This window comes from Achromobacter sp. K91, from assembly GCF_003576205.1.
Lineage (GTDB): Bacteria > Pseudomonadota > Gammaproteobacteria > Burkholderiales > Burkholderiaceae_B > Achromobacter > Achromobacter aegrifaciens.
The window spans coordinates 67082-87758 of sequence record NZ_QWFB01000049.1 but is presented as its reverse complement, the minus strand read 5'-3'; the positions used below and the strand labels follow the sequence as shown (position 1 = coordinate 87758).

18 protein-coding genes are annotated in these 20677 nt (G+C 67.6%); 6 read left to right on the top strand and 12 right to left on the bottom strand.

What is annotated here, in order from left to right; all coding sequences use genetic code 11:
• The 4 genes from DXK93_RS24205 to DXK93_RS24190 form a co-directional block, all read right to left on the bottom strand.
• Entirely contained in the window at positions 1-1284 is a 1284-nt protein-coding gene (locus tag DXK93_RS24205) for a protein-glutamate O-methyltransferase CheR (RefSeq protein WP_119451387.1), read from the bottom strand.
• The gene (locus DXK93_RS24200) at positions 1281-1811 is read right to left on the bottom strand and encodes a chemotaxis protein CheW (RefSeq protein WP_082401156.1); all 531 of its coding nucleotides are present in this window, start codon (positions 1809-1811) and stop codon (positions 1281-1283) included. Before DXK93_RS24200 ends, DXK93_RS24205 begins: the two co-directional genes overlap by 4 nt.
• Entirely contained in the window at positions 1811-3430 is a 1620-nt protein-coding gene (locus tag DXK93_RS24195; RefSeq protein ID WP_054456378.1) for a methyl-accepting chemotaxis protein, read from the bottom strand. The genes DXK93_RS24200 and DXK93_RS24195 overlap by 1 nt, the downstream gene beginning before the upstream one ends.
• Positions 3431-3678: 248 nt before the next feature.
• Positions 3679-5160, bottom strand: coding sequence for an amidase (locus DXK93_RS24190; RefSeq protein WP_119451411.1), 1482 nt, complete (start codon positions 5158-5160; stop codon positions 3679-3681).
• 217 nt (positions 5161-5377) lie between these two features.
• Between DXK93_RS24190 and DXK93_RS24185 the strand changes: the two genes are divergently transcribed.
• Positions 5378-5785, top strand: coding sequence for a group III truncated hemoglobin (locus DXK93_RS24185; protein WP_119451386.1), 408 nt, complete (start codon positions 5378-5380; stop codon positions 5783-5785).
• Here the strand turns inward: DXK93_RS24185 and DXK93_RS24180 are convergent, their stop codons facing one another.
• The 6 genes from DXK93_RS24180 to DXK93_RS24155 all read right to left on the bottom strand — a co-directional run bounded on the left by DXK93_RS24180 (position 5786) and on the right by DXK93_RS24155 (position 14365).
• Complete coding sequence (locus DXK93_RS24180) at positions 5786-8056, bottom strand: ATP-dependent DNA helicase (RefSeq protein ID WP_119451385.1); 2271 nt, start codon at positions 8054-8056, stop codon at positions 5786-5788.
• Positions 8053-9696 carry a VRR-NUC domain-containing protein gene (locus DXK93_RS24175; protein ID WP_119451384.1) on the bottom strand — a complete coding sequence of 548 codons (1644 nt, stop codon included), beginning with the start codon at positions 9694-9696 and terminating at the stop codon, positions 8053-8055. Before DXK93_RS24175 ends, DXK93_RS24180 begins: the two co-directional genes overlap by 4 nt.
• A 69-nt stretch (positions 9697-9765) precedes the next feature.
• Complete coding sequence (locus DXK93_RS24170) at positions 9766-10275, bottom strand: ATP-binding protein (protein ID WP_054456374.1); 510 nt, start codon at positions 10273-10275, stop codon at positions 9766-9768.
• Between the two features lie 271 nt (positions 10276-10546).
• Positions 10547-11860 carry a cytochrome c gene (locus DXK93_RS24165; protein WP_119451383.1) on the bottom strand — a complete coding sequence of 438 codons (1314 nt, stop codon included), beginning with the start codon at positions 11858-11860 and terminating at the stop codon, positions 10547-10549.
• Between the two features lie 12 nt (positions 11861-11872).
• Positions 11873-13648 (bottom strand): GMC family oxidoreductase, encoded by a 1776-nt coding sequence (locus DXK93_RS24160; RefSeq protein WP_054456372.1) that lies wholly within the window; start codon positions 13646-13648, stop codon positions 11873-11875.
• A gap of 3 nt (positions 13649-13651) precedes the next feature.
• A complete protein-coding gene (locus DXK93_RS24155) occupies positions 13652-14365 on the bottom strand; it encodes a gluconate 2-dehydrogenase subunit 3 family protein (RefSeq protein ID WP_054456371.1) in 714 nt (237 codons plus the stop codon).
• Positions 14366-14644: 279 nt separating this feature from the next.
• Between DXK93_RS24155 and DXK93_RS24150 the strand changes: the two genes are divergently transcribed.
• The 4 genes from DXK93_RS24150 to DXK93_RS24135 all read left to right on the top strand — a co-directional run bounded on the left by DXK93_RS24150 (position 14645) and on the right by DXK93_RS24135 (position 17118).
• On the top strand, positions 14645-15211 hold the full coding sequence (locus DXK93_RS24150; RefSeq protein WP_119451382.1) for a hypothetical protein: 567 nt from the start codon (positions 14645-14647) through the stop codon (positions 15209-15211).
• Between the two features lie 169 nt (positions 15212-15380).
• Entirely contained in the window at positions 15381-15977 is a 597-nt protein-coding gene (locus DXK93_RS24145) for a hypothetical protein (RefSeq protein WP_054456366.1), read from the top strand.
• Positions 15974-16555 (top strand): hypothetical protein, encoded by a 582-nt coding sequence (locus DXK93_RS24140; RefSeq protein ID WP_119451381.1) that lies wholly within the window; start codon positions 15974-15976, stop codon positions 16553-16555. Before DXK93_RS24145 ends, DXK93_RS24140 begins: the two co-directional genes overlap by 4 nt.
• Entirely contained in the window at positions 16552-17118 is a 567-nt protein-coding gene (locus DXK93_RS24135; protein WP_119451380.1) for a hypothetical protein, read from the top strand. The genes DXK93_RS24140 and DXK93_RS24135 overlap by 4 nt, the downstream gene beginning before the upstream one ends.
• Before the next feature lies 1 nt (position 17119).
• On the opposite strand, the gene DXK93_RS24130 is transcribed toward DXK93_RS24135, so the two are convergent.
• Entirely contained in the window at positions 17120-18394 is a 1275-nt protein-coding gene (locus DXK93_RS24130; protein ID WP_119451379.1) for a hypothetical protein, read from the bottom strand.
• Between the two features lie 107 nt (positions 18395-18501).
• Here DXK93_RS24130 and DXK93_RS24125 point away from each other — a divergent pair, with 107 nt between their 5' ends.
• Positions 18502-18957 carry a GNAT family N-acetyltransferase gene (locus DXK93_RS24125; RefSeq protein ID WP_119451378.1) on the top strand — a complete coding sequence of 152 codons (456 nt, stop codon included), beginning with the start codon at positions 18502-18504 and terminating at the stop codon, positions 18955-18957.
• Here DXK93_RS24125 and DXK93_RS24120 read toward each other — a convergent pair.
• On the bottom strand, positions 18950-20563 hold the full coding sequence (locus tag DXK93_RS24120; RefSeq protein ID WP_119451377.1) for an ATP-binding cassette domain-containing protein: 1614 nt from the start codon (positions 20561-20563) through the stop codon (positions 18950-18952). The two genes, DXK93_RS24125 and DXK93_RS24120, sit on opposite strands and share 8 nt — an antisense overlap.
• Positions 20564-20677 lie beyond the last annotated feature (114 nt).

The following is a 20677-nucleotide window of genomic DNA, read 5'->3' as shown; positions in this document are numbered from 1 at the left end:
TCAACCACGTCGCGCCTCCCCGCGAGCCGCGCGCGCCTGCAGGCGGCTGGCCGCTTCGTGATCGCCGTCCGACGCCACCAGCGCGGCCAGATGCAGCAGGGCTTCGCGATGGGTCGGATCGAGATAGAGCGCCTTGCGGTAGGCCGCTTGCGCCTGCCGCGCGTCGCCTGCCGCGTCCTGCAGCAAGCCTTGCAGATACAGGGCTTCGGCGCTGGCGCCGTGGGTGCCTATGTGCGCCAGGCACTGCGCCATGGCGTCCTGCACCCGGCCCTGGTCGGCCAGGGCCGCGATATGGCGCAAGGAGGCCTGCGCGTCCCGCAATCCGGCCGAGGCGACCACGGGCGCCGCGGGTATCGCCGGTATGGGCGCATGCGCCAGGGGCAGGCCGGGCTCCGGCGCCTGGGCCAGCGGCCGCCTGGGCGGCGTCCAGCTGTGCACGATGGGCCGCGCTGCCGCCGGCGCGACAGGCTCGGCCGGCGCGGGCAGCGGCTTGGCCAGGAAGGCGAACGAACGCGCCATGGGCACTGCCGGCAGCCTGCGGCCGGTCAGCAAGGTGGTTTCGGCCGGGCCGACGAAAAGCACGCCATCCTCGCGCGTAAAGCTGCGCAGCACCTGCACGGCGCGGGCCTGCGTCGCCGCGTCGAAATAGATGAGCAGGTTGCGGCAGAACACGAAGTCATAGGGCGCCACCCCTGCCAGCAGATCGGGATCGAACAGATTTCCGGCCTGGAACCGCACCTGCGCCGCCACGTGGGCGGCCAGTTGGTGGCCGTCGGCGGTCTCCGAAAAATAGCGGTCGCGGTACCCCAGGTCATCGCCGCGGAATGAATTGCGGCCGTACAGGCCGCGCCGCGCGAATTCGACCATGCGCACGCTGATGTCGAAGGCGTCGATCTGGAAACGTTCGGCGGGCACGCCGGCGTCCAGCAGCGCCATGGCGATGGAGTAAGGCTCCTCGCCGCTGGAACAGGGCACGCTCAACACGCGCAACACACGGCCTTCGGCGCCCGTGGCGTACAGGCGCGCCCGCGCCAGCGCGGCCATGGCCGCCTGCGATTCGGGATAACGGAAAAACCAGGTCTCCGGCACGATGACCGCTTCGATGAGCTGCTGCATCTCGGCAGGCGCCGCCTGCACCTGCCACAGGTAATCCTGCTCATCGGCAATGCCGGCCATGCCCATTCTGCGCCGCACCGCGCGCTCGACGGCGGCCTTGCCGATGGAGCCGCTATCCAGGCCCATGCGCCGCTTGAGCAAGGCGCTGAACTCGTCGATCAGCATCATGGCCGCGCCTCGCGCGCCGCGCCTGCGGCGTCGGCGGGAAACAACAGCGCCCGCACGGGCGCAGGCAGCAGGTCGCGCACGTTGACAGCCTGCACCATGCCGTCGGCATCGCCGAGCACCGCGCCCAGATAGCGCGCCTGCGGATTGTCCAGGCCGCCGGACTGAAACGCTGCGGGATCGTAGTGCACGGTTTCGGTCGCCTGCTCCAGGATCAGCCCCAGCAGATGTTCCGGCCCGTCCGACTGCGCCTGATAGCGCACCAGGGCCAGCCGGGTGCTGGTGACGGCGGCGGCCGCGCCGCCCCCCGCCAGCGCGCTCATGTCGATGACGGGGACAGCCACGCCGCGGCGGTCCATCACGCCGGCCACCCACGCCGGCGCGCCCGGCACCTGCTTGAACGGGCGCAGGCCCAGCACCTCGGCGATGTCTCTTGCGTCCAGCGCATAGCGGTCGCCGCCGATGCGGAACAGCAGGTACAGCCGGCGTCCGGCCGCAGCAGAGGGAGCGCGCTGCGCCATGGCAACCATCACACCTTGAAGCGCGAAACGCCGCTGCGCAGGTCGTTGGCGACCAGCGTCAGTTCTTCGATCGCCAGCGTGGACTGGCGCAGCGATTCCACGGTCTGCTGGGCGGCGTCGCTCAGCTGCTGCAGGGCCTGGTTGATCTGTTCGGCGCCGGTGGCCTGCGCCTGCATGCCTTCGTTGACCATTTGCACGCGCGGCGCCAGCGTCTGCACCTGCTGGATGATCTGCGACAGCTGGTCGCCCACCTGCTGCATGTCGGCCATGCCGCGCCGCACTTCCTCGGAGAACTTGTCCATGCCCATGACGCCGGCAGACACCGACGACTGGATCTCGCGCACCATCTGCTCGATGTCGTAGGTGGCGACGGCGGTCTGGTCCGCCAGCCGGCGGATCTCGGTCGCCACCACCACGAAGCCGCGGCCGTATTCGCCGGCCTTCTCGGCTTCGATCGCCGCGTTCAGCGACAGCAGGTTGGTCTGGTCCGCCACTTTCGTGATCGTAGTAACCACTTGCGTGATGTTGCCGGCCTTCTCGTTCAGGATCGCCAGCTTGGCGTTGACCGAACCGGCCGCCCCGACCACGTTGCGCATGGTGTCTTCCATGCGCGCCAGGCCCACCTGGCCGCTGCCCGCCAGCGCCGCGGTCTGCTCGGCCGCGCCGGAGACTTCGGCCATGGTGCGCACCAGCTCGCGCGAGGTGGCGGAGATTTCGCGCGAGGTCACGCCGATCTCGGTCGTGGTGGCGGCGACTTCGGAGGCCGTCGCCTGCTGCTGCTTGGAAGTGGCCGCGATCTCGGTGACGGAGGTGGCCACCTGCACCGCGGAGCGCTGCGTCTTGCCAACCAGACCGGTCAGCTCGTCCACCATGCCATTGAAGCCGGTTTCGATGGCGTTGAATTCGTCCTTGCGCGCCAGCGTCAGGCGTCGCGTCAGATCACCGCCGCCGGTGGCCTCCAAGGTCTTGACGATGGCGCGCATGGGGTTGGCGATGGCGCGCATCAGCAGGATGCCGCAGATGATGGCCGCCACGATCGCCAGGCCCAGCGACAGCAGCATGCGCGTTTCGGCGCTGTTCACCGATTGCTTGATGGCGACGGCCGCTTCGTCGGCCTGTTTCTTGTTTTCCTGCACCATCCTGGCGAGGATGTCGCGGCCCTTGTAGAACGCCGGCCGCAGTTCCGCCTTGATCAGCGCCTGCGCCCGCGCCGGGTCCGCCAGCGCGGCAGGCGCAAGAATGTTGGCGCGGATGCGTCTGTACTCCTGCAGTTCCTTCTCGAACTCCTCGAACATCTGCCGGTCGTCGGCGCGCGCGATGGTGCGACGGTATTGCTCGATATCGTCCGCCAGCAACTTATCGGTCTCGGGCAGACCCGCCAGGATGCGGCTGCGTTCCTGGTCCGTCTCCATGTTGAACGCGTCCTGCACCAGCACGAAGCCGGCGAACCAGGAGGCCCGGATCGAAGTGCTGTAGTAGATGCCGGGCACGGCATCATTGTTGATCAGCTCGACTTCCGACTCGATGACCAGCAGGCGCCGGTAATCCATCACCACCATCAACGCCATGATGGCCAGAATCGCCAGGAAGCTGGCCAGGATGCGCTGGCGTAGTGTCAGATTCTTCATGCCGGGAGACCTCTATGCAAAATCAACTCGTCGATTGGACCGAAATATTCTGGAACAGAACCGGGGACACAAGGCTGTCCATTTATTACGGGATGTTGTGAGTTGGTTGACAATTATTGCAAAGGCAAACGCTGACAGCCACGGAAAACGCCGAAATTGCGGGAAATATGGCGCTTTGCGTCGGAAAAAAGCAAAGCCCTCTTACAAGGGCTTGTCTTTTCCCGCAACAATGCGTACCGGACCCATTTTCAGGCGGCGCCGCTCCAAAGCGCCGCGGGCGGACGGGATTGCACCCAGTCTTGCGCCTGCCCATAGGCGTGCGCAAGCTGCAGCACAGCCAGGTCCGCCTGCGGCGGCCCGATAAGCTGCATGCCCATGGGCAGCCCTGCGGCGTTGAATCCCACCGGCACGCTGATCACCGGGCAGCCCGCCAGCGTCCAGGGCGTGACGGCCTCCATCCAGCGGTGATAAGTGTCCATGGGACGCCCGGCGATCTCCTTGGGCCAGTCCAGCGCCGCGTCGAAGGGGAACACCTGGGCCGACGGCACCGCCAGATAATCCACGTCGTCGAACATGCGCTGCACGGTCTGGTACCAGGCGCTGCGCTCTTCGGTGGCCTGGTAAACCTGCCGCGCCGTCATGCCTTCCAGCCCTTCGACTTCCCAGACCACGGCCGGCTTCACCAGCTTGCGGGTTTCGGGATTGTGGACGAGGGGGTGCAGTTGTCCGCCCACCATCAAGTGGCGGTGAGCCAGCCAGATGCGCCAAAGGCGTTCGCCGGCGAATGGCACCTGGTAGTCGACGGCCTCGCAGCCGGTCTGCGCCAGGCCGGCCAACGCCTGCTCGCACAGCTCCAGAATGCCCGGCTCCATCGGCAGGTAGCCATTCCAGTCACCCAGCCAGCCCACGCGCTTGCCCCGCAGGTCGGCGTCCAGGGACTGCGCGAACTGCGCCGGGTCGCCGGTCAGGGACAGCGGCACGCGGCGGTCGGGCCCCGCCATCACGGACAGCAGCATGGCCACATCGCGCGGTGTACGGCCCATCGGCCCCTCAACCGCCAGCTGCTTGAGGAAAACCTCGGTCGACGGTCCGTAAGGCACGCGGCCAGCGGACGGGCGCATGCCGTAGACGTTGCAGAACGCCGCGGGATTGCGCAGCGAGCCGCCGAAATCGCTGCCGTCCGCCACCGGCAGCATGCGGGCCGCCAGCGCGGCCGCAGCGCCGCCGCTGCTGCCGCCTGCGGTCCGGGACGGATCGTAGGGATTGCCCGTGACGCCATATACCTGGTTATAGGTGTGCGAGCCCAGGCCGAACTCCGGCACGTTGCTGCGGCCGATGAAGATGGCGCCGGACGCGCGCATGCGCTCGATGATGATGGAGTCGTGCGCCGTGACCTGGTCCTTGTAGACCAGCGAGCCCATGGACGTGACCATGCCGCGCACGGCGGTCAGGTCCTTGGGCGCCTGCGGCATGCCATGCAGCCAGCCCAGCCACTGTCCCGCGGCCAATTGGGCGTCGCGCTCATCGGCCTCGCGCAGCAGTTCGTCGCTGTCGCGCCGGGCGACGATGGCGTTGAGCTTGGGATTGACCCGGTCGATGTGCGCCAGATAGGCCGCCATGACCTCGCGGCAGGACACCTGACGCTTGCGGATCGCCTCGGACAGCGCGTACGCGGGCATCGCCACGATGTCGTTCAATGGGACGGCTGCGGCCGGGGCGGCAATGGTCATGCGGGTCTCCTTGCGGCGCGCCTTCGACTCGGGGCGCCTGATCATATGGGGTCGCGCTTGCCGGACGCCGGCCGCGCAGGCAGACGATACTACGCAAACCACAGGCGCCGCGCTTGGCGCGCCGGATCCCGCGGCAGGCCGGAAAACTTGCGCCAGATCAAACCGCAGGCTGGCGCACCCGCCCTAAGATCGCCTTCCGCCCCACAAGGAGACGACCTTGACCTCAGACGCAGACATCTGCACCGAAGCCGAAATCCGCGACCTGGTGCACGCCTTCTACGGCAAGGCGCGCGCGGACGCGCAGCTGGGCCCGGTCTTCAACAGCCAGGTGCACGACTGGGACGAGCATCTGGCGACCCTGTCGGATTTCTGGTCCGCCGTGCTGCTGGGCACGCGCCGCTTCACCGGCATGCCCATGCCCAAGCATGCCGCCATGCCGAACCTCAGCGCAGAACTGTTCGAGCGCTGGCTGGCGCTATGGCAGGAGACCACCGACGCCCTGCCCAACCGGGCGCTGGCCGACGCAGCCCAGGAAATGGCCCGGCGCATGGCGCGCAGCCTCTGGTATGGGTACCAGCTCAGCCGCGACCCCAGCCAGCCGCTGACCGAACTGCACCCGGCCTGATCACTCGATCCGCCACCAGCCCGGCAGCAGCCCGCGCACCTTGGCGCGGCGGTAGCGGTCGTCGATCAGGTGCACCGTGCCCACGTCGTGTTCCGTGCGGATGACGCGGCCCGCCGCCTGCACCACCTTCTGCATGCCGGGGTACAGGTAGGTGTAGTCGTAGCCGTTCTCCACGCCATAGCGCAAGTCCATGGCGCGCTTCATGTTCTCGTTCACGGGATTCACCTGCGGCAGCCCCAGCGTGGCGATGAACGCGCCGATCAGCCGCTTGCCGGGCAGGTCCACGCCTTCCGAAAATGCGCCGCCCAGCACCGCGAAGCCCACGCCCTGCCCCGTTTCGGTAAAGCGCGCCAGGAACGCCGCGCGGCCCGCCTCGTCCATGCCCGGCGTCTGCAGCCAGATCGGCACCGCGGGATGGCGCTCACGCATCAGGTCCGACACCTGGCGCAGATAGTCGAAACTGCTGAGAAAACCCAGGTAGTTCCCCGGCCGCTCGGCGTATTGCCGCGCAATCAGTTCGACGATGGGCGCCAGCGAACGCTCGCGATCGCGATAGCGCGTGGATACGTTGCCCACCACCCTCACCGCCAACTGCTCGGCCAGGAATGGCGCGGCCACGTCCAGCCAGGGCGTGGCTGCGGGCAGGCCCAGCGTGTCGCGGTAGAACTGCTGCGGGCTCAGCGTGCCCGAGAACAGCACCGTGGCATGCGCCGCCGCGTAACGCGCCGCGAGGTAAGGCGCCGGGATCACGTTGCGCACGCACAGCACGGAGGGCGGCGTCTTGGCGCCGGCCGCGCTGGCGTCCGACAGGGTCACATCGAACAGCGCGTGCGAGCCGAACTGCTCGGCCAGCCGCATGAATTGCAAGGCCTCGAAGTAGAACGCCAGCACGGGATCGTCCTGCGGCAGCGGGTTCTCGGCCATGTGCTCCATGATCGCGCCCACCGCCTTCTGCACCGCGGCCAGCACGCCGGCCGCGACCTCGTCATAGGCCTGGTAGCGCTCCGCCTGCTTCTTGTTGAGCGCGTTCCATGAGCGCTGCAAACCATCCAGGGACTTCTTCAACCCCTTGGGCGCGGCGTAGCGCGCCGCCGCAAGCGAGGCCTGGTCGAGCTCGCCCGTGTACATGCGGCGCGCCCGGTCGACCAGATTGTGGGCCTCGTCCACCAGCACCGCCACCTTCCATTGGTACACCTGCGTCATGGCGTACAGCATCGCACTGGCGTCGTAGTAGTAGTTGTAGTCGCCCACCACCACGTCGCTCCAGCGGATCAGCTCCTGCGACAGGTAGTACGGGCAGACCTGATGTTCGCGCGCGGTGGCCGCCACCGTGGCGGCATCCAGCCGCGCATGCGACAGCGCGGCCTCGCGCGCCTGCGGCAAGCGGTCGTAGAATCCCTGCGCCAGCGGGCAGGACTCGCCGTGGCAGGCCAGGTCCGGGTGGACGCAGGTCTTGTCGCGCGCCTGCAAGTCCAGCACCCGCAAGCCGGGCGCAGCCGGCTGCGCGTTGACCGTGTCCAGCGCCTCAAGCGCCAGGCCGCGGCCCGGACTCTTGGCGGCCAGGAAGAAAATCTTGTCCAGGCTCGCGCCCGGGCTGGCCTTGAGCAGCGGGAAGATCGTCCCCAGCGTCTTGCCTATGCCGGTGGGCGCCTGGGCCATCAGGCAGCCGCCGTCGCGCGCCGTGCGGTACGTGGCCACGGCGAGCTCACGCTGCCCCGCGCGGAACTCGCCGTACGGGAACTTCAGCGCTTCCAACGCCGCATCGCGCGCCTGGCGGTGCGCAAGCTCGGTCGCTGCCCAGGCCAGGAATCTTCCGCATTGCTCGCGGAAGAACGCCTGCAGCGCGGCGGCCTCGTGCGCTTCCACCAGCACCGTCTCTTCCTCGGTGACCACGTTGTAGTACACCAGCGCCACGTGCAGGCTTGCGAGTCCGCGAGCCTGGCACAGCAGATGCCCGTACACCTTGGCCTGCGCCCAATGCACTGCGCGGTGGTTATCGCGCACACTTTCAAGCTGGCCGCGGTAGGTCTTGATCTCTTCGAGCTGATTGGCCACGGGGTCGTAGCCATCGGCGCGGCCGCGCACCAGCAGGTTTTCATGCAGGCCGGACAGCGCCAACTCGGTCTCGTAATCCGGCCCCCGGCGCCCCGTCACGGCGGCATGGCCCGCCATGCCCTCCAGACCCGTGGGCGCAGGCGTGAAGCGCAGGTCCAGATCCCCCGCCCGCGCCGTGAATTCGCACAGGGCGCGCACCGCCACGGCGTAGCTCATGCCGCGTCCTCGCGCCAGCTGACGTGGCACACCCGCACCGGCATGCCGTGCGACACGCAATACTGCAACCAGCGGATCTGGTTGTCCTGCAGCTTGTCGCCCGGCCCCTTGACCTCGATCAGCTCATAGCGGCGCTCGGCCGGCCAGAAGCGGATCAGGTCCGGCAAGCCGGAGCGGTTGGTCTTGACGTCGCGCAGCAGGCGTTCGAAGTACAGCTTCAAGTGGGCGGCAGGCAGGCAGTCCAGCGCCTGCGTCAGCAGGTCCTCGGACAGGGAGCCCCAGAAAACAAAGGGCGATTGCAGTCCGGATTTTTCGGCGTAGCGTTGCAGGATCAGGTCGCGGTAGCCTGGCGTTTCCAGCTGCGCCAGGCATTGCGCAAACAGCGCCGCGCGGCGCTCATGGAAATCCGGCGCGTCCAGGTCCGCCGGACCGCGCTGGAACGGATGGAAGAAGGCGCCCGGCAAGGGCGCGAACACCGCGGGCCAGCACAGCAGCCCGAACAGCGAATTGATCAGCGCGTTTTCCACGTAGTGCACGGGTGCGTCGTCCCGATGCAGGTGATCGCGGGTGACGAATTCGACCGAAGTTCGCTCTGCCGGGCGCGCCAGCGTCAGATCGGTGCGCAGCAAGGCGGGAGCCGAATCGCGCGCCGGAGCGCCCTGCCCCGCGCCGCGATACAGCCGCGGCAGCATGCGCGCCAGGCGCTGGCTTTCCTCTTCGCTTTCAGGTTGGGCCTGCGCCTGCAGAGCCAGGGCCAACGCGTCGCCGTGCCGCGCCATGCGTTCATACACGCGGATGCGGCGATGGCGCGCGCCAGGATATGCGCAGGCCTCGTACACGCGCTGCGCGGTGTCCCAGTCCTGCGACCGCTCGCAGGACTGCCCGATGCGCAACAGCACTTTGGCGCGACGCTTTTCGAGCCAGGGGTTGGCGCTGGCGCAGGCCTGCACGGCCTGCATCAGCGCATCGGCATCCGCCCCCTCATCCAGCGCGACGCGGCAAGCGTGCAGCGCCAGATAGCAGTCCACGTCGTCGCGCGTCTGGAAGGCGCGCGACGAGGCATCGAACAGCACGGTCTCGTACTGGAATACGCCCAGGTCGGCCAGCACGAACTCCGACCAGTCCTGGTGCAGATTGCCGAAGAACATCAGGCGGAATCGCTCACAGACATCCGATACGGTCACGCGCCAGACTGGCTCGTCCGCTGCGGGATTCCAGTCCGCATAGGGCCGCGCATCCGCGCACGCGACGCGCACGGCCTCCAGCAGATCGCCCTTGCGCGGGGCGGACTTGGCCGGCACCTGCGCAAACATGCGATTCAGCTCCGGCTTGGTATGCAGGCCGAAGAGTTCATCCAGCGTCATCGGCGCCTGCGCGTCCAGCCAGCCCAATTGCAGCAGCGGCCCGGCGGCGGCCTCGGCCGCGCCGATCTCCTCGTAGGTCAGCCGGCTGGCGCGGAACCATGGCCCGCGCCGCATCAGCATGCGCACCATCAGGGCCTGGGATGCCTGCGGCAAGGCCGGAAATTCCGCCATGAAGCGGCGCTCGGCGTCGTCCAGCAGGTCGGCGTAGCGGTCGCCCACCCACGTCAGCGCGCGCTGGAAGTTGTGCAGATAGTAGTAACGGTAGGCGGGGAACATCGGCCGGGCCGGAAGACTGGATATTTATCCAGCAATCATAGCAGGCGCGCCCGGCCGGCGGCCCTCTCTTCAGGCTTCGTGGCGCACCAGATTGAACCCTTCGTCTTCGTCCGGCTCGACGAAGTACGCCGTGATCATGTCGAACTGTTCGTCCGTGGTGGTGTAAGGGTGCGTGCCCGAGGCATTGCGCGCGCGCAGCCTGGCCTTGCAGACCTCATCGGGCAGATCCAGAAAATGCAGCTGATGGGCGCAGCCGGCCTCTTGCGCCACTTGGCGCAGCCATTCACGGCTGCGCCGCGTGTTGGCCGGGAAGTCCAGCACCACCGACAAGCCCGCCCGGACCAGCGCCGCCACGTGGCTGCCCATGGCATTGCGCAGGCGGCTGGCGCAGCGGGCGTAGTCGGTCAGGTCCACGATTTCTCCGGGATACAGCGCCGCCAGCCAGCTGTCCTCGCTGAGCAGGATGGTGCCGGGCCGCGCGGCCAAGGCTTGCGCCAGCGTGGATTTGCCGGCGCCGATCTTGCCGCACAGAAAGTGCAGCATGGGCGTGGCGGCGGCGGAAGGTTCTGTGGACATCATGAAGTGCTCTCCTGGAAAAAACTGCGGCAGGAGGCGGGCCAACAAAAAACCCGCCTCTGGCGGGTTTATGTAGCGATGTACCGACGCGCGCTAACCCACCATGACCTTGATGGTGGTAATAATCAAAGCGAACGGGGTCAGGGATCGGCGCATGTGGTGAAGCTTGCGCCCGGCATCGGCTCTTGTCAAATTCCGCGGAAAAAACAGCGCCGGCAAGCCCTGCAGCTTGCCGGCGCCGTGTTGCATCACGCTGCGCGATGCCGCGGGGACCTCAACGCGCGGGCTGCGGCGCCGCCCCCACGTCCTTGCGCACCTTGGCCACGTCGGCGGCGGTGACGGCCGCCCCCTGGTTGCCCCAGCTGGACCGCACGAACGTCACCACATCGGCGACTTCCTTGTCGGTCATGCGCCAGTCGAAGCCCGGCATCGCGTAGGCAGTGGGCGCCGCCGCGGTGGCCGGCATCTGCGCGCCCTTGAGCACGATGTGGATCAGGGACGAGGGGTCCGCCGAATTCACCGTCGAGCTCAACGCCAGCTGCGGGAAGGTTTCCGCATAGCCCTTGCCGGTACTGCGGTGGCAGGCCGCGCAATTGTTGAGGAAGGCCATGGCGCCGTCGCCCTTGTCCTTGCCCGTGCGCAGCGCCTGCGCCACGGACTCGTTGTAGGCCAGCGGCTTGGTGGCGTCCTTGTTCACCGGCGGCAGGCTCTTCAGATAGGCCGCGATGGCGTTCAGGTCAGCATCGGACAGGTGCTGCGTGCTGTCGCCCACCACCTGCGCCATGCCGCCAAAAGCCGCGGAATGGCCGTTGCGACCGGACTTCAGGAAGGCCACGATGTCCGCCTGGCTCCAACTGCCCAGGCCGTCGGTCGTGTCGCCGCGCAGGTTCTTGGCCAGCCAGCCTTCGACCACGCCGCCGGACAGGAAGGCCGAGCCGTCCGCCTCGGTCAAGGCCTTTTCCTGCAAGGCGACGCCGCGCGGCGTGTGGCAGGTGCTGCAATGGCCCAGGCCTTCGACCAGGTACTGGCCGCGCAGGAGCGCGGCGCGGTCGGCGCCCTGGGTGTCCGCGGTCACGGGGGCCGTGGCCACGTCGGGCGCAAACATCCAGCGCCACACGCCCAGCGGCCAGCGCATCGACAAGGGCCAGATGATGTCCGTGTCCTTGTTCTCCTGCCTGACCGGCTCCACGCCATGCATGAAGTAGGCGTACAGGGCCTTCACGTCCTCGGGCGTGACCTTGGCGTAGGCGGTGTACGGCATCGCCGGATACAGCGAGTGCCCGTCCTTGGCCACGCCATGGCGCACGGCCCGGTCGAAGTCCTCGTAGGAGTAGCTGCCGATGCCGGTGTCCTTGTCGGGCGTGATGTTGGTGGAATAGATCATGCCCAGCGGCGAATCGATGCCCAGGCCGCCTGCAAACGGCTTGCCGTCCTTGGCCGTGTGGCAGGCGATGCAGTCGCCGGCGCGCGACAGGTACTCGCCCTGCTTGATCATCTGGGCGTCGGCGGCGGCCGGCGTGCCGTCCGCGGCGAACGCGGCGCTGGCCACCAGGGCGGAGATGGCCGCAACAATGGTCTGCTTAATCATTGTGCCGTCTCCTTAAGCCTGGACCAGCGGGCCGGGGTTCTTCAGATACAGGTCGCGGATCGCCTGCGCCGACCAATAGGCCAGCGCCCCGACCAGGCCGGTGGGGTTGTAGCCCATGTTCTGCGGGAACACGCAGGCGCCCATCACGAACAGGTTGGGCACGTCCCAGCTCTGCAGGTACTTGTTGACCACGCTTTCCTTGGGGTTGGTGCCCATGATGGCGCCGCCCGTGTTGTGCGTGCTCTGGTAGACCCGCGTGTCGTAGCGCGCGCCCTTCTTGCGCACTCCCACGGCGTACTTTTCGGGCTTCATGGCCTTGGCCACTTCTTCCATGCGCTTGCCCATGTAGCCCAGCATGTCGAACTCGTTGTCGTGCCAATCGAAGGTCATGCGCAGCAGCGGCTGGCCAAAGCTGTCCTTGTAGGTCGGGTCCAGCGACAGATAGGCGTCGCGGTACGACATCACCGAACCGGAAATGCCTATGGACATGTGGCGCTGGTAGGCGTCCTGTACGCCGGCCTTCCAGCCCGTGCCCCAGCTGGGCGTGCCCGGCATGGTGGGCGTCTGCTTGATGGGACGGCCGCCGTAGCGCACGTGGCGGATGCTGGCGCCGCCCAGGAAGCCCAGCGGGCCGTGGTCGAACTGGTCGCCGTTCAGGTCGTCCATGCCCACGCCGCCCGCGCCCGTGCCCACGAAGGGATTGAGCTGGGTGCCCTTGGGCAGCAGCACGCTGACCGCGCCGTTCATCTGGTACGCGTAGTTCTTGCCGACCACGCCTTCATTGGTCTTGGGATCGTAGGGCTTGCCGATGCCGGACAGCAGCAGCAGGCGCACGTTGTGCATCTGGTAGGCCGACAGGATCACCAGGTCCGCCGGCTGCTCCACTTCGCGGCCTTGCGCATCGATGTAGGTCACGCCCACGGCCTTCTTGCCGCTCGAGTCCAGGTTGACCTTGATCACGTGCGAGTGCGTGCGCAGCTCGAAGTTGGGCTTCTTCAGCAGCACCGGCAGGATGGTGGTCTGCGGCGAGGCCTTCGAGTACATGTAGCAGCCGTAGTTCTCGCAGAAACCGCAGAAATTACAGGGGCCGAGACGCACGCCATAAGGGTTGGTGTACGGACCCGAAGCATTGGCCGCGGGCGCCGGATAGGGGTGGAAACCGACCTCGCGCGCCGCCTTGTCGAACAACTGGGCGCCGTAGGTGGTGGTCAGGGGCGGCAGCGGAAATTCCTTGCTGCGCTTGCCTTCCAGCGGATTGCCGCCTTCGACGATCTGGCCGTTCAGGTTGCCGGCCTTGCCGGAGGTGCCGCATACGTACTCGAACTTCGTGAAGTACGGCTCCAGCTCGTCGTAGGTCACGCCGAAATCCTGGATGGTCATGCCTTCAGGGATGAAGTTCTTGCCGTAGCGCGTTTCATACCGGGTGCGCAGCTCCAGTTCTTCGGGCAGCACACGGTAGTGCATGCCATTCCAGTGGAAGCCCGCGCCGCCCACGCCCGTGCCCAGCAGGAACGAGCCGTTCTGGCGGTACGGCACGGCCACGTCGTCCACGCCATGGCGGATGGTCACGGTTTCCTTGGACAGGTCCTGGAACAGCTTGCCGCGCACGGAGTACGCCAGCTCATCCGCAACCTTGGGATACTCGGCGTCCTTGGGCGTGTCCTGCATCGCGCCGCGCTCCAGCGCCAGTACATGCAAGCCGGCCTCGGTCAGCTCCTGGCCGAGGATCGCCCCGGTCCAGCCGAACCCGACCAGCACCGCATCGACTTTGTCTTTCTTGATCGCCATGGCTTAACCCTTCTCCCCAGAGATCGACACGGGGCCGTAGGGATACTTCGCGTTGGGCTGGTCGGCCCAGTCCATGAAGTCCGCGCGCGCGCCCGGGAAACCCACCATCTTCCAACCCACCATGTTCTTGTTGCCGCCATACATCGGATCGGCGAAGAAGCCTTCCTTGGTGTTGGAAAGCAGGAAGCTGAAGAACGTCGTGGCAGGCACGGTTTCGAACTTGATCTTGCCGCCCTGCAGGTCCTTCAGGATCTGCTCCTGCAGCGGCTTGTCCAGTTCGGCGTAGGCCTTGCCGTGCGTCTTCACGCACCAGGCGTCACAGGCCTCGATGCCGTGGCGGTAGACCTCGCGGGGATTCTGGTTCAGCTGGTAGCCCAGTTCCGGCACCTGGTCGGTGTGGAACGGACCTTGCATGTACCAGAGCTTGCCGTGGCCGAACGGGGTTTCCATCTGGCGGTCGATGAACTCCGGCACGCCGGCCTCGATGGCGCCGGGACCGTACTGGTCTGCGGGAATCAGATGATCCACCGCGGCCACGATGAAGGCCCATTCGGCCTTGGTGAAATAGGTGGGTTCGTAGGGCTTGGCCGCGCGCGCTGCGGCGCTATCCGGCTCGTTGGTACAGCCGGTGGTCATTGCGCCCACCGCCAGCGTCGACGCCGGCACAATGGCCAACGCCTGCAGGAACCGCCTGCGCGGCTTTGCGTCTTCTGTCATAGACATCTCCGTGAATACTCCAAGTTGTCCTAGCTACCGAACATGAACCTGGGAACACGAACCGCCGAGCTAGTGACAACACGCTCTTCGCTTGCAGAAAATCGACCCGATCCCCACGACATGGAGCTTGGGAAAGGGTGCGCACATTATGCGCTTTTTAGGCCATCTGATACGCTCAGATGACCATATCAGATCGATTTTCTTGACATGAAAATAAGTTTTGCATTAAGGACAAAGTAAGTGCCTTTGCACTAGACCCGCATGACAACGGACCCACGCATGAACGAAAAAACCAAGACCTGGCGCAGCACCACGACGACGCGCAGCTGGAGCGCCGCGAAGGACCTCACGCCTGAACAGCGCGCCAACATCGAAGATCTGCTGGACGGCGGAATGGACGGCGCCACGGTCAGCGAGACCTGGAGCTATGCCGGCATCGAAAACGGCGAGTCCTTCAAGGTCGAGATCAAGAATGGCGCGGTCACGGTCAATGGCCGCAAATACGACAGCCTGGACGAAGTGCCGCGCGCCGAACGCGAACGCATCGAGGCATTGCGCGCCGGCCAGGGCGATGGCGGCCTGTGGGACATGCTGCGCAATGCCGGCGTGGACGTGGAAAATCTCGCGCCGGGATTGAAGCCGCAGGGCGCGAAGCCGGAGTTCGTGATCGAGACCGATGAGCCGACGCCGACCCGCGCCCCGACGGCAACGGTCCAATCGGACCCGAACGCGGGCCTCCCTCCGGGTGCCGTGCCGGCCAAGGGCGGCGGCCTGCGCAGGACGCTGCTGATCGGCGTCGCGATCGGCCTGGGCTGGTGGGTGGCGCGGGCGCTGAACCTGTTCTGAAGCGCCCGGGACTGCGCAACGCGCCCGGCGAATTGTTTCAAAACTTGGCCGGCGCACGCAGCATTGACGCCCCCGACATGCATGGAAACATAAGGACAAAACCCGCCAGGAGCGACACGCCTACGATCTGGGATTCCCGATGCGCGCGGCCTGCGCGCCTGGAGTCCGGATGCGCGTACTGCACTCGCTCAGAGCCCGTGTCGCAGCCAGCCTGGCAGGCATAGGCTCTCTGGTCGCCGCGGCCAGCGTGGCGATTTACGGCGCCTACGGCAAGCTCAACCGTGCGTCCGAACCCGTGTATGGCGCCGATATCTCGATCCAGACCGGCCAGTGGCAGGTGGTGCCGCGCCGGGCCTGGACCGCCTCCACGCCCAAGGTCTACGGCGTGCCGCTCAAGCCCGGCGCCACGGCGCTGGTGGTCGAGGCCGACCTCACCAATCGCACCGCCGAATCGAGCGCCGACTATCTCGGACTGCTGCGCTGGAATGCGCCGTTGGGTTCGGCTGCCGGCAAGCCCATGGTGGTCGGCCTGCGCGACTCCCAGCAAATGCCTTATCTGCAGCCCGGCCTGCCCGAGCGCATGGCCTTCGTCTGGATGCTGCCCCCCGCGGCCGCGGTTCCCATGCGCACCGCGCTCGCGGTGCAGAGCAAGATCTACAAGCCCGTCGACAACCTGTATGGCGCGCCGGGCTGGTTCAATCCCGCGAACGTGGGCCGGATCGAGTTGCCGATAGCCCCGGGCGGCGCGCCGGAGTCGGCCCCATGAGCGCGCGGCTGGGCACGCTGCTGCTGGTGCTGGCCGCCGCGCTGGCTCTGTACGCCATGCAGCGCACCACGCCCCGCTACATGGCGCTGACCGGCCCCATCACGGCAAGCGGCGCCATGGGACAGACGGTGAGCGCCAGGCTGTTCGACGTCACTGTGGAGCGCGTGCAGTTCGCGCAGCAGCTGAACTACAAGAGCCTGAGCGCCACGCAGACGCGCACGACGGGCGGCGTCTGGGCCATCGTCTGGCTGCGCCTGGCGGCACGGGACACGTCGGCCACGGTCGGCGAAGCCGCCTGGCTCGGACCCGGCGGCCTGGCCTACCGCCATACGGACCGCCTTGCCCTCGCGCGCAACCAGCCGCCCCACGCCTTGGAACCGGGCCTGCCGCGCACCGTGCGGCTGGTGTTCGAGATCCGGCCGGATCAGGCGCGCGGCGCCACGCTGCTGCTGTCCGCGCGCTATGACCCGCGCCTGGATTCGCAGGTGCGCATTACGCTGGACGACGTCCCGCTGGACGCCTCCGGCCGGCCCATCGCCGCCGCCAACAATGATCTGGAACAGGAGGCCGCCCCATGAACGATGCGGCCGCGAGCGAACGCCGCTGGCGCCGCCGCAGCCTGTGGCTGCTTCCTGTGCTGCTCGCGCTGACGCTGTACTGGAGCGGTCGCGACAGCGTGGCCCGCTGGCTCGCAGGCCGTGAATTGCAGCCGCGCGAAATCGCGGCGGGCGCGCAGGCGCCGCTGGGCGGCGCGCAATGGCAGCTGCGGCAATTCGCGGTACTGGAACCACCTGCCGGCAGGGGTTGGCAGCCCGGCTCGCGCGCCGCGCTGGCTGCTTTCTCCGTGCAGGTGCAATCTGCCGATCTGCCCACGCGCTGGCGCGGCTGCCGTATTGCGCTGCACGACGCGCAGGGACGCACCTGGCTGCCCGCCATCGCCCCGGCGCTGCGCCTGCCGCGCGGCACCGCACGCGGTTGCGTGGCCGCGGCCCACAGCGGCGCCGCACCCGGCGCCAGCGTCGACATCATGGAAGCCTTCATGGTGCCCGCCGACGCAGCCGCGCCCTGGTCTATCACCGTGTCCATCGACGCCGAACGGCCCGCCTACCTGCGCTTCGCGCCGCCGGAGCCTGCCGGCTGACTCACGCTGCTGGCGCGGGCGCCGCGCTGCGCATCTTCCAGGGTGCGTAAGCGCATTCCAGCACGGCCGCAAGAAAGCAGATGCGCACGGGTTCGATCAGCAGACCCGTGGAAGAATCGCGGAAGGGGCTGCCGAACAGCAGCGAAACGCCATGCGCCAGCACCTGCCAGGTATCCAGGTCGTGCGGACCGATCAGGCGCGCCGCGCCGTACCACAGCCACGCGGCGCCCCAGTCGATCAGGCGGTAGCCCACGATGAGCGTAACCAGCAGCAGCGCGCTGCTGTGAAAGGCCAGCCGCACGCCGCTGGCCAGCGGCAGATAGCGCTTGCGGTAGCCGGCCACGAAATGCTCGACGAAATCGCGCAGAAAGCGCGGCACGGCGCGGTAGCGATCGCCCAGCCGTTGCAGCCGTTCATAGCGCCTGAGATCGGCATCGTCGCGCACGTCATAGCCATAGACCAGTGCGGCCATCACCAGCCATATCACCGGCAACAAGGCATAGAAGAACAGGCTGAGCAGCGCGGCGCCCAGGCCGCGCCCCTGCGCCTCCACGGGCGTCATGCCCGCCGCCCAGGCATTCGTGACGGGCGTCAGCATGTTCATCAGGGACTGCAACAACGCCTCCAGGCCGCGCCGGTCGGCCAGCCACTGCCACGCCTGGTCCTTCCAGCGGCTGATGACGTACAAGCCGATCAGCACCCAGTTGGTTTCGCACAGCACCACCAGCCATTGCCAGCGACCCTTGCCCGTGCGGTCGCGCGCCGTCACCGCAGCCTTGCGCACCAGCCAGGAAATCGCCACCGACACCAGCAGCCAGCGGGAATCCAGCGCGTCCAGCACATTGCCGTGCTCGCCCAGCGGATCCAGCCCATAAGCAAGACGCGAGTATTGCCGCACGATGTCGCCCAGGAAACCCCAGGCGGCGTAGTAGGCGAAGAACGGCAACAAGGCCACGGTCAGCGCCCGCCCCAGACGTCCGTTGCTGCCGCCGGCCTCCGCCTGTCCGGCGCGCGCCGCTTCCTGTGCGCTTTGCAAGGCTGGCAGACCCGGTAGCAGCACCAGGAACATGGCGACAGTGGTGACCAGCTGAGCCAGGGCCACCAGCGTAAGCACGGCCAGGCCGGCCAGATGGTTGGCGAAGCCGGTCTGCGCCGCCACCCACAGCAGCACATCGCGGGCCAGCGTGCCTGCCAGCACCAGCGCCATCAATTGCGGCCAGAACCGCAGCCACAGCCGGCCGGTGAGCGCCCATGGCGCGAGTACGGACTCGAGCATGCCTACACCCTGCAGTGCGCGGATTGAAGCGGACGATGTTAATGCCGCCCGGACGCGCGGAGTGTTACCGCTCGCCACGATTGCGCACAGGGTGTCAATATACGGACATGAGCACATTGACATTCCGCCCCGCCACCGCCGACGACGTCCCCGCCTGCCTGACGATCCGCGGCCAGACGAGAGAGAACGCATTTTCCGTGGAGGAACTGCACGCATTGGGCATCACCGAGGACAGCTGGGCCGCTGGCGTGCGCGCGGGCGACCTGCCCGGCTTCGTCGCCTGCGCGCACGGCCGGGTGACAGGCTACTGCTTCGGCGACCGCGAGACCGGCGAAATCGTGGTGCTGGCGCTGCTGCCCGAAAGCGAGAACCAAGGCGCGGGCAAGACGCTGCTGCAACTGGTGGTCCGCCATCTGGCCAGCCTGGGACACGAACGCCTGTTCCTGGCATGCGCCAGCGATCCCGCCGTGCGCTCCCATGGCTTCTACCGCCACTTGGGGTGGACGCCCACCGGGGAGCGCGACGAGGCTGGCGACGACATCCTGGAACTGTCGATCAGATAGTTTCCAGGCGCCAGCCTTCCCTGCCCGCAACCAGCCGGTGCGTCAGGTCCAGACGCTCCATGAACGCGTCGTCATGGGACACCACGACCAAGGCGCCCCGGTAGGCGCGCAGCATCGCCTCCAATGCCTGCATCGAAGGCAGATCCAGGTGATTGCTGGGTTCATCCAGCAACAGCAATTGCGCGGGCGGGTCGGCGTACAGCGCGCAGGCCAGCGCGGCCTTCAGGCGCTCTCCCCCGCTGAGCTCGCCGCTGGGCGCCGCGATCTTGCGCGCGTCCAGCCCCAGTTGGGCCAGGCGCGTGCGCAAGTCGGCTTGCGTCGCGCTGCGATTGGCCGCCTGCAACTGCTCCAGCACCGGCCGCTGCGGCGCCAGCATGGCCAATCCCTGGTCCAGATACACGGCCTTTGCCGCGACCCGGCAGGTTCCGCCCGGTGCCTGCAGCTGTCCCGCCAGCACCTTGAGCAAGGTCGACTTGCCGCAACCATTCGGACCGACCACGCCCACCCGTTGCTGCCCGCCCAGCGTAAGGTCGATGCGGCGCGTGGCGGCCGGAACAAACGGCAGCTCCACTGCATCCAGTTCGGCGACGCGCCGCTGCGCCGGCATCGCGGCGGGCGGCGCATGCAGCACGATGGCGTCCTGGTCGTCGACCTGCGCGGCCGCCTCGCGCACGCGCCAGGCAAGCCGCTCGCTGGCCGCCGCATGCTGGTGGCGCAGCTTGCCCGCGGAAGTTTCACTGCGCGCCTTCTGCCGGCCCAGCAGGATCTTGGCCTGATTGGCGTCGCGTGCCTGACGGTTGCCGCGCGCCTGGCGGCGTTCCTGGCGTTCGTGCTGTACACGCAGGGCCTGTTCCTCGCGTTGGCGCTCATGCTTGCGCTGCTCCAGCAGCGACAGCGCATTGCTCCGTTCCTCTTCCTTGCGCTGCGCGTAAAGGCTGTAGCCGCCCCCATACCCGCGCAGTCCTAGCGTCGACAATTCCACGATGCGCTGCATCGCCTCCAGCAATTGCCGGTCGTGGCTGATCACCAGCAAACCGCGCGGCCAGCGTTGCAGCTGCTCGGCCAGGGCCTGCCGGTTCGGCCTGTCCAGATGGTTGGTGGGTTCGTCCAGGATCAGGAAGTCGGCGTCCGACAGCAACGCGCCGATCAAGGCGACACGCATGGCCTCGCCGCCGCTGAGCGCGGCGGCCGGCGTCGCCGCATCCAGATGGCCCAGGCCGCAGCGTTCCAGCTCCTGCTGCAACGCGAGGCGCGCCCCCCAGCGCTCGCCCACGATGTCGAAGTCCTCGGCGGCGGCGCTGCCCGCTTCGATGCGCTCCAGCGCAGCCAGCGTGGCCTGCATGCCCGCCAGGCCGCCCACGGTTTCCGCCACGCCGGGCGCCGCCTGCTGGGCCAGGTAATGCACGCTGCCCGAGCGCAGGCAGCGGCCGTGGGCCGGCGGCAGCTGCCCGGCAAGAATGCGTGCCAGCACGCTCTTACCCACGCCATTGCGGCCCACCAGCCCGGTAGGCCGCAGGTCGAACTGTTCGTCGAGACCGGAGAATAGCGTTCTGCCGTCCGGCAGAACATAAGACACGCCTTCCAGCGCGATATAGGGATTCGTCATGTGCAATTCCAAGGATGCCAAGAACTCCCCCTGCTCTTTGGGGGTGGGTGGAGACTGGCCGTCGCGTAGACGGCGGCATCAGTGGCGCATGGCGAATGACTCCTGGTGAGGTGA

Bases quoted from the DNA above. Each gene is read 5' to 3' on its own strand.
- DXK93_RS24120 (WP_119451377.1), bottom strand. From the start codon at position 20,563: ATGACGAATCCCTATATCGCGCTGGAAGGCGTGTCTTATGTTCTGCCG.
- DXK93_RS24190 (WP_119451411.1), bottom strand. From the start codon at position 5,160: ATGACCATTGCCGCCCCGGCCGCAGCCGTCCCATTGAACGACATCGTG.
- DXK93_RS24200 (WP_082401156.1), bottom strand. From the start codon at position 1,811: ATGGTTGCCATGGCGCAGCGCGCTCCCTCTGCTGCGGCCGGACGCCGG.
- DXK93_RS24205 (WP_119451387.1), bottom strand. From the start codon at position 1,284: ATGATGCTGATCGACGAGTTCAGCGCCTTGCTCAAGCGGCGCATGGGC.
- DXK93_RS24180 (WP_119451385.1), bottom strand. From the start codon at position 8,056: ATGAGCTACGCCGTGGCGGTGCGCGCCCTGTGCGAATTCACGGCGCGG.
- DXK93_RS24165 (WP_119451383.1), bottom strand. From the start codon at position 11,860: ATGATTAAGCAGACCATTGTTGCGGCCATCTCCGCCCTGGTGGCCAGC.
- DXK93_RS24130 (WP_119451379.1), bottom strand. From the start codon at position 18,394: ATGCTCGAGTCCGTACTCGCGCCATGGGCGCTCACCGGCCGGCTGTGG.
- DXK93_RS24160 (WP_054456372.1), bottom strand. From the start codon at position 13,648: ATGGCGATCAAGAAAGACAAAGTCGATGCGGTGCTGGTCGGGTTCGGC.
- DXK93_RS24155 (WP_054456371.1), bottom strand. From the start codon at position 14,365: ATGACAGAAGACGCAAAGCCGCGCAGGCGGTTCCTGCAGGCGTTGGCC.
- DXK93_RS24135 (WP_119451380.1), top strand. From the start codon at position 16,552: ATGAACGATGCGGCCGCGAGCGAACGCCGCTGGCGCCGCCGCAGCCTG.
- DXK93_RS24125 (WP_119451378.1), top strand. From the start codon at position 18,502: ATGAGCACATTGACATTCCGCCCCGCCACCGCCGACGACGTCCCCGCC.
- DXK93_RS24145 (WP_054456366.1), top strand. From the start codon at position 15,381: ATGCGCGTACTGCACTCGCTCAGAGCCCGTGTCGCAGCCAGCCTGGCA.
- DXK93_RS24140 (WP_119451381.1), top strand. From the start codon at position 15,974: ATGAGCGCGCGGCTGGGCACGCTGCTGCTGGTGCTGGCCGCCGCGCTG.
- DXK93_RS24175 (WP_119451384.1), bottom strand. From the start codon at position 9,696: ATGTTCCCCGCCTACCGTTACTACTATCTGCACAACTTCCAGCGCGCG.
- DXK93_RS24195 (WP_054456378.1), bottom strand. From the start codon at position 3,430: ATGAAGAATCTGACACTACGCCAGCGCATCCTGGCCAGCTTCCTGGCG.
- DXK93_RS24170 (WP_054456374.1), bottom strand. From the start codon at position 10,275: ATGATGTCCACAGAACCTTCCGCCGCCGCCACGCCCATGCTGCACTTT.
- DXK93_RS24150 (WP_119451382.1), top strand. From the start codon at position 14,645: ATGAACGAAAAAACCAAGACCTGGCGCAGCACCACGACGACGCGCAGC.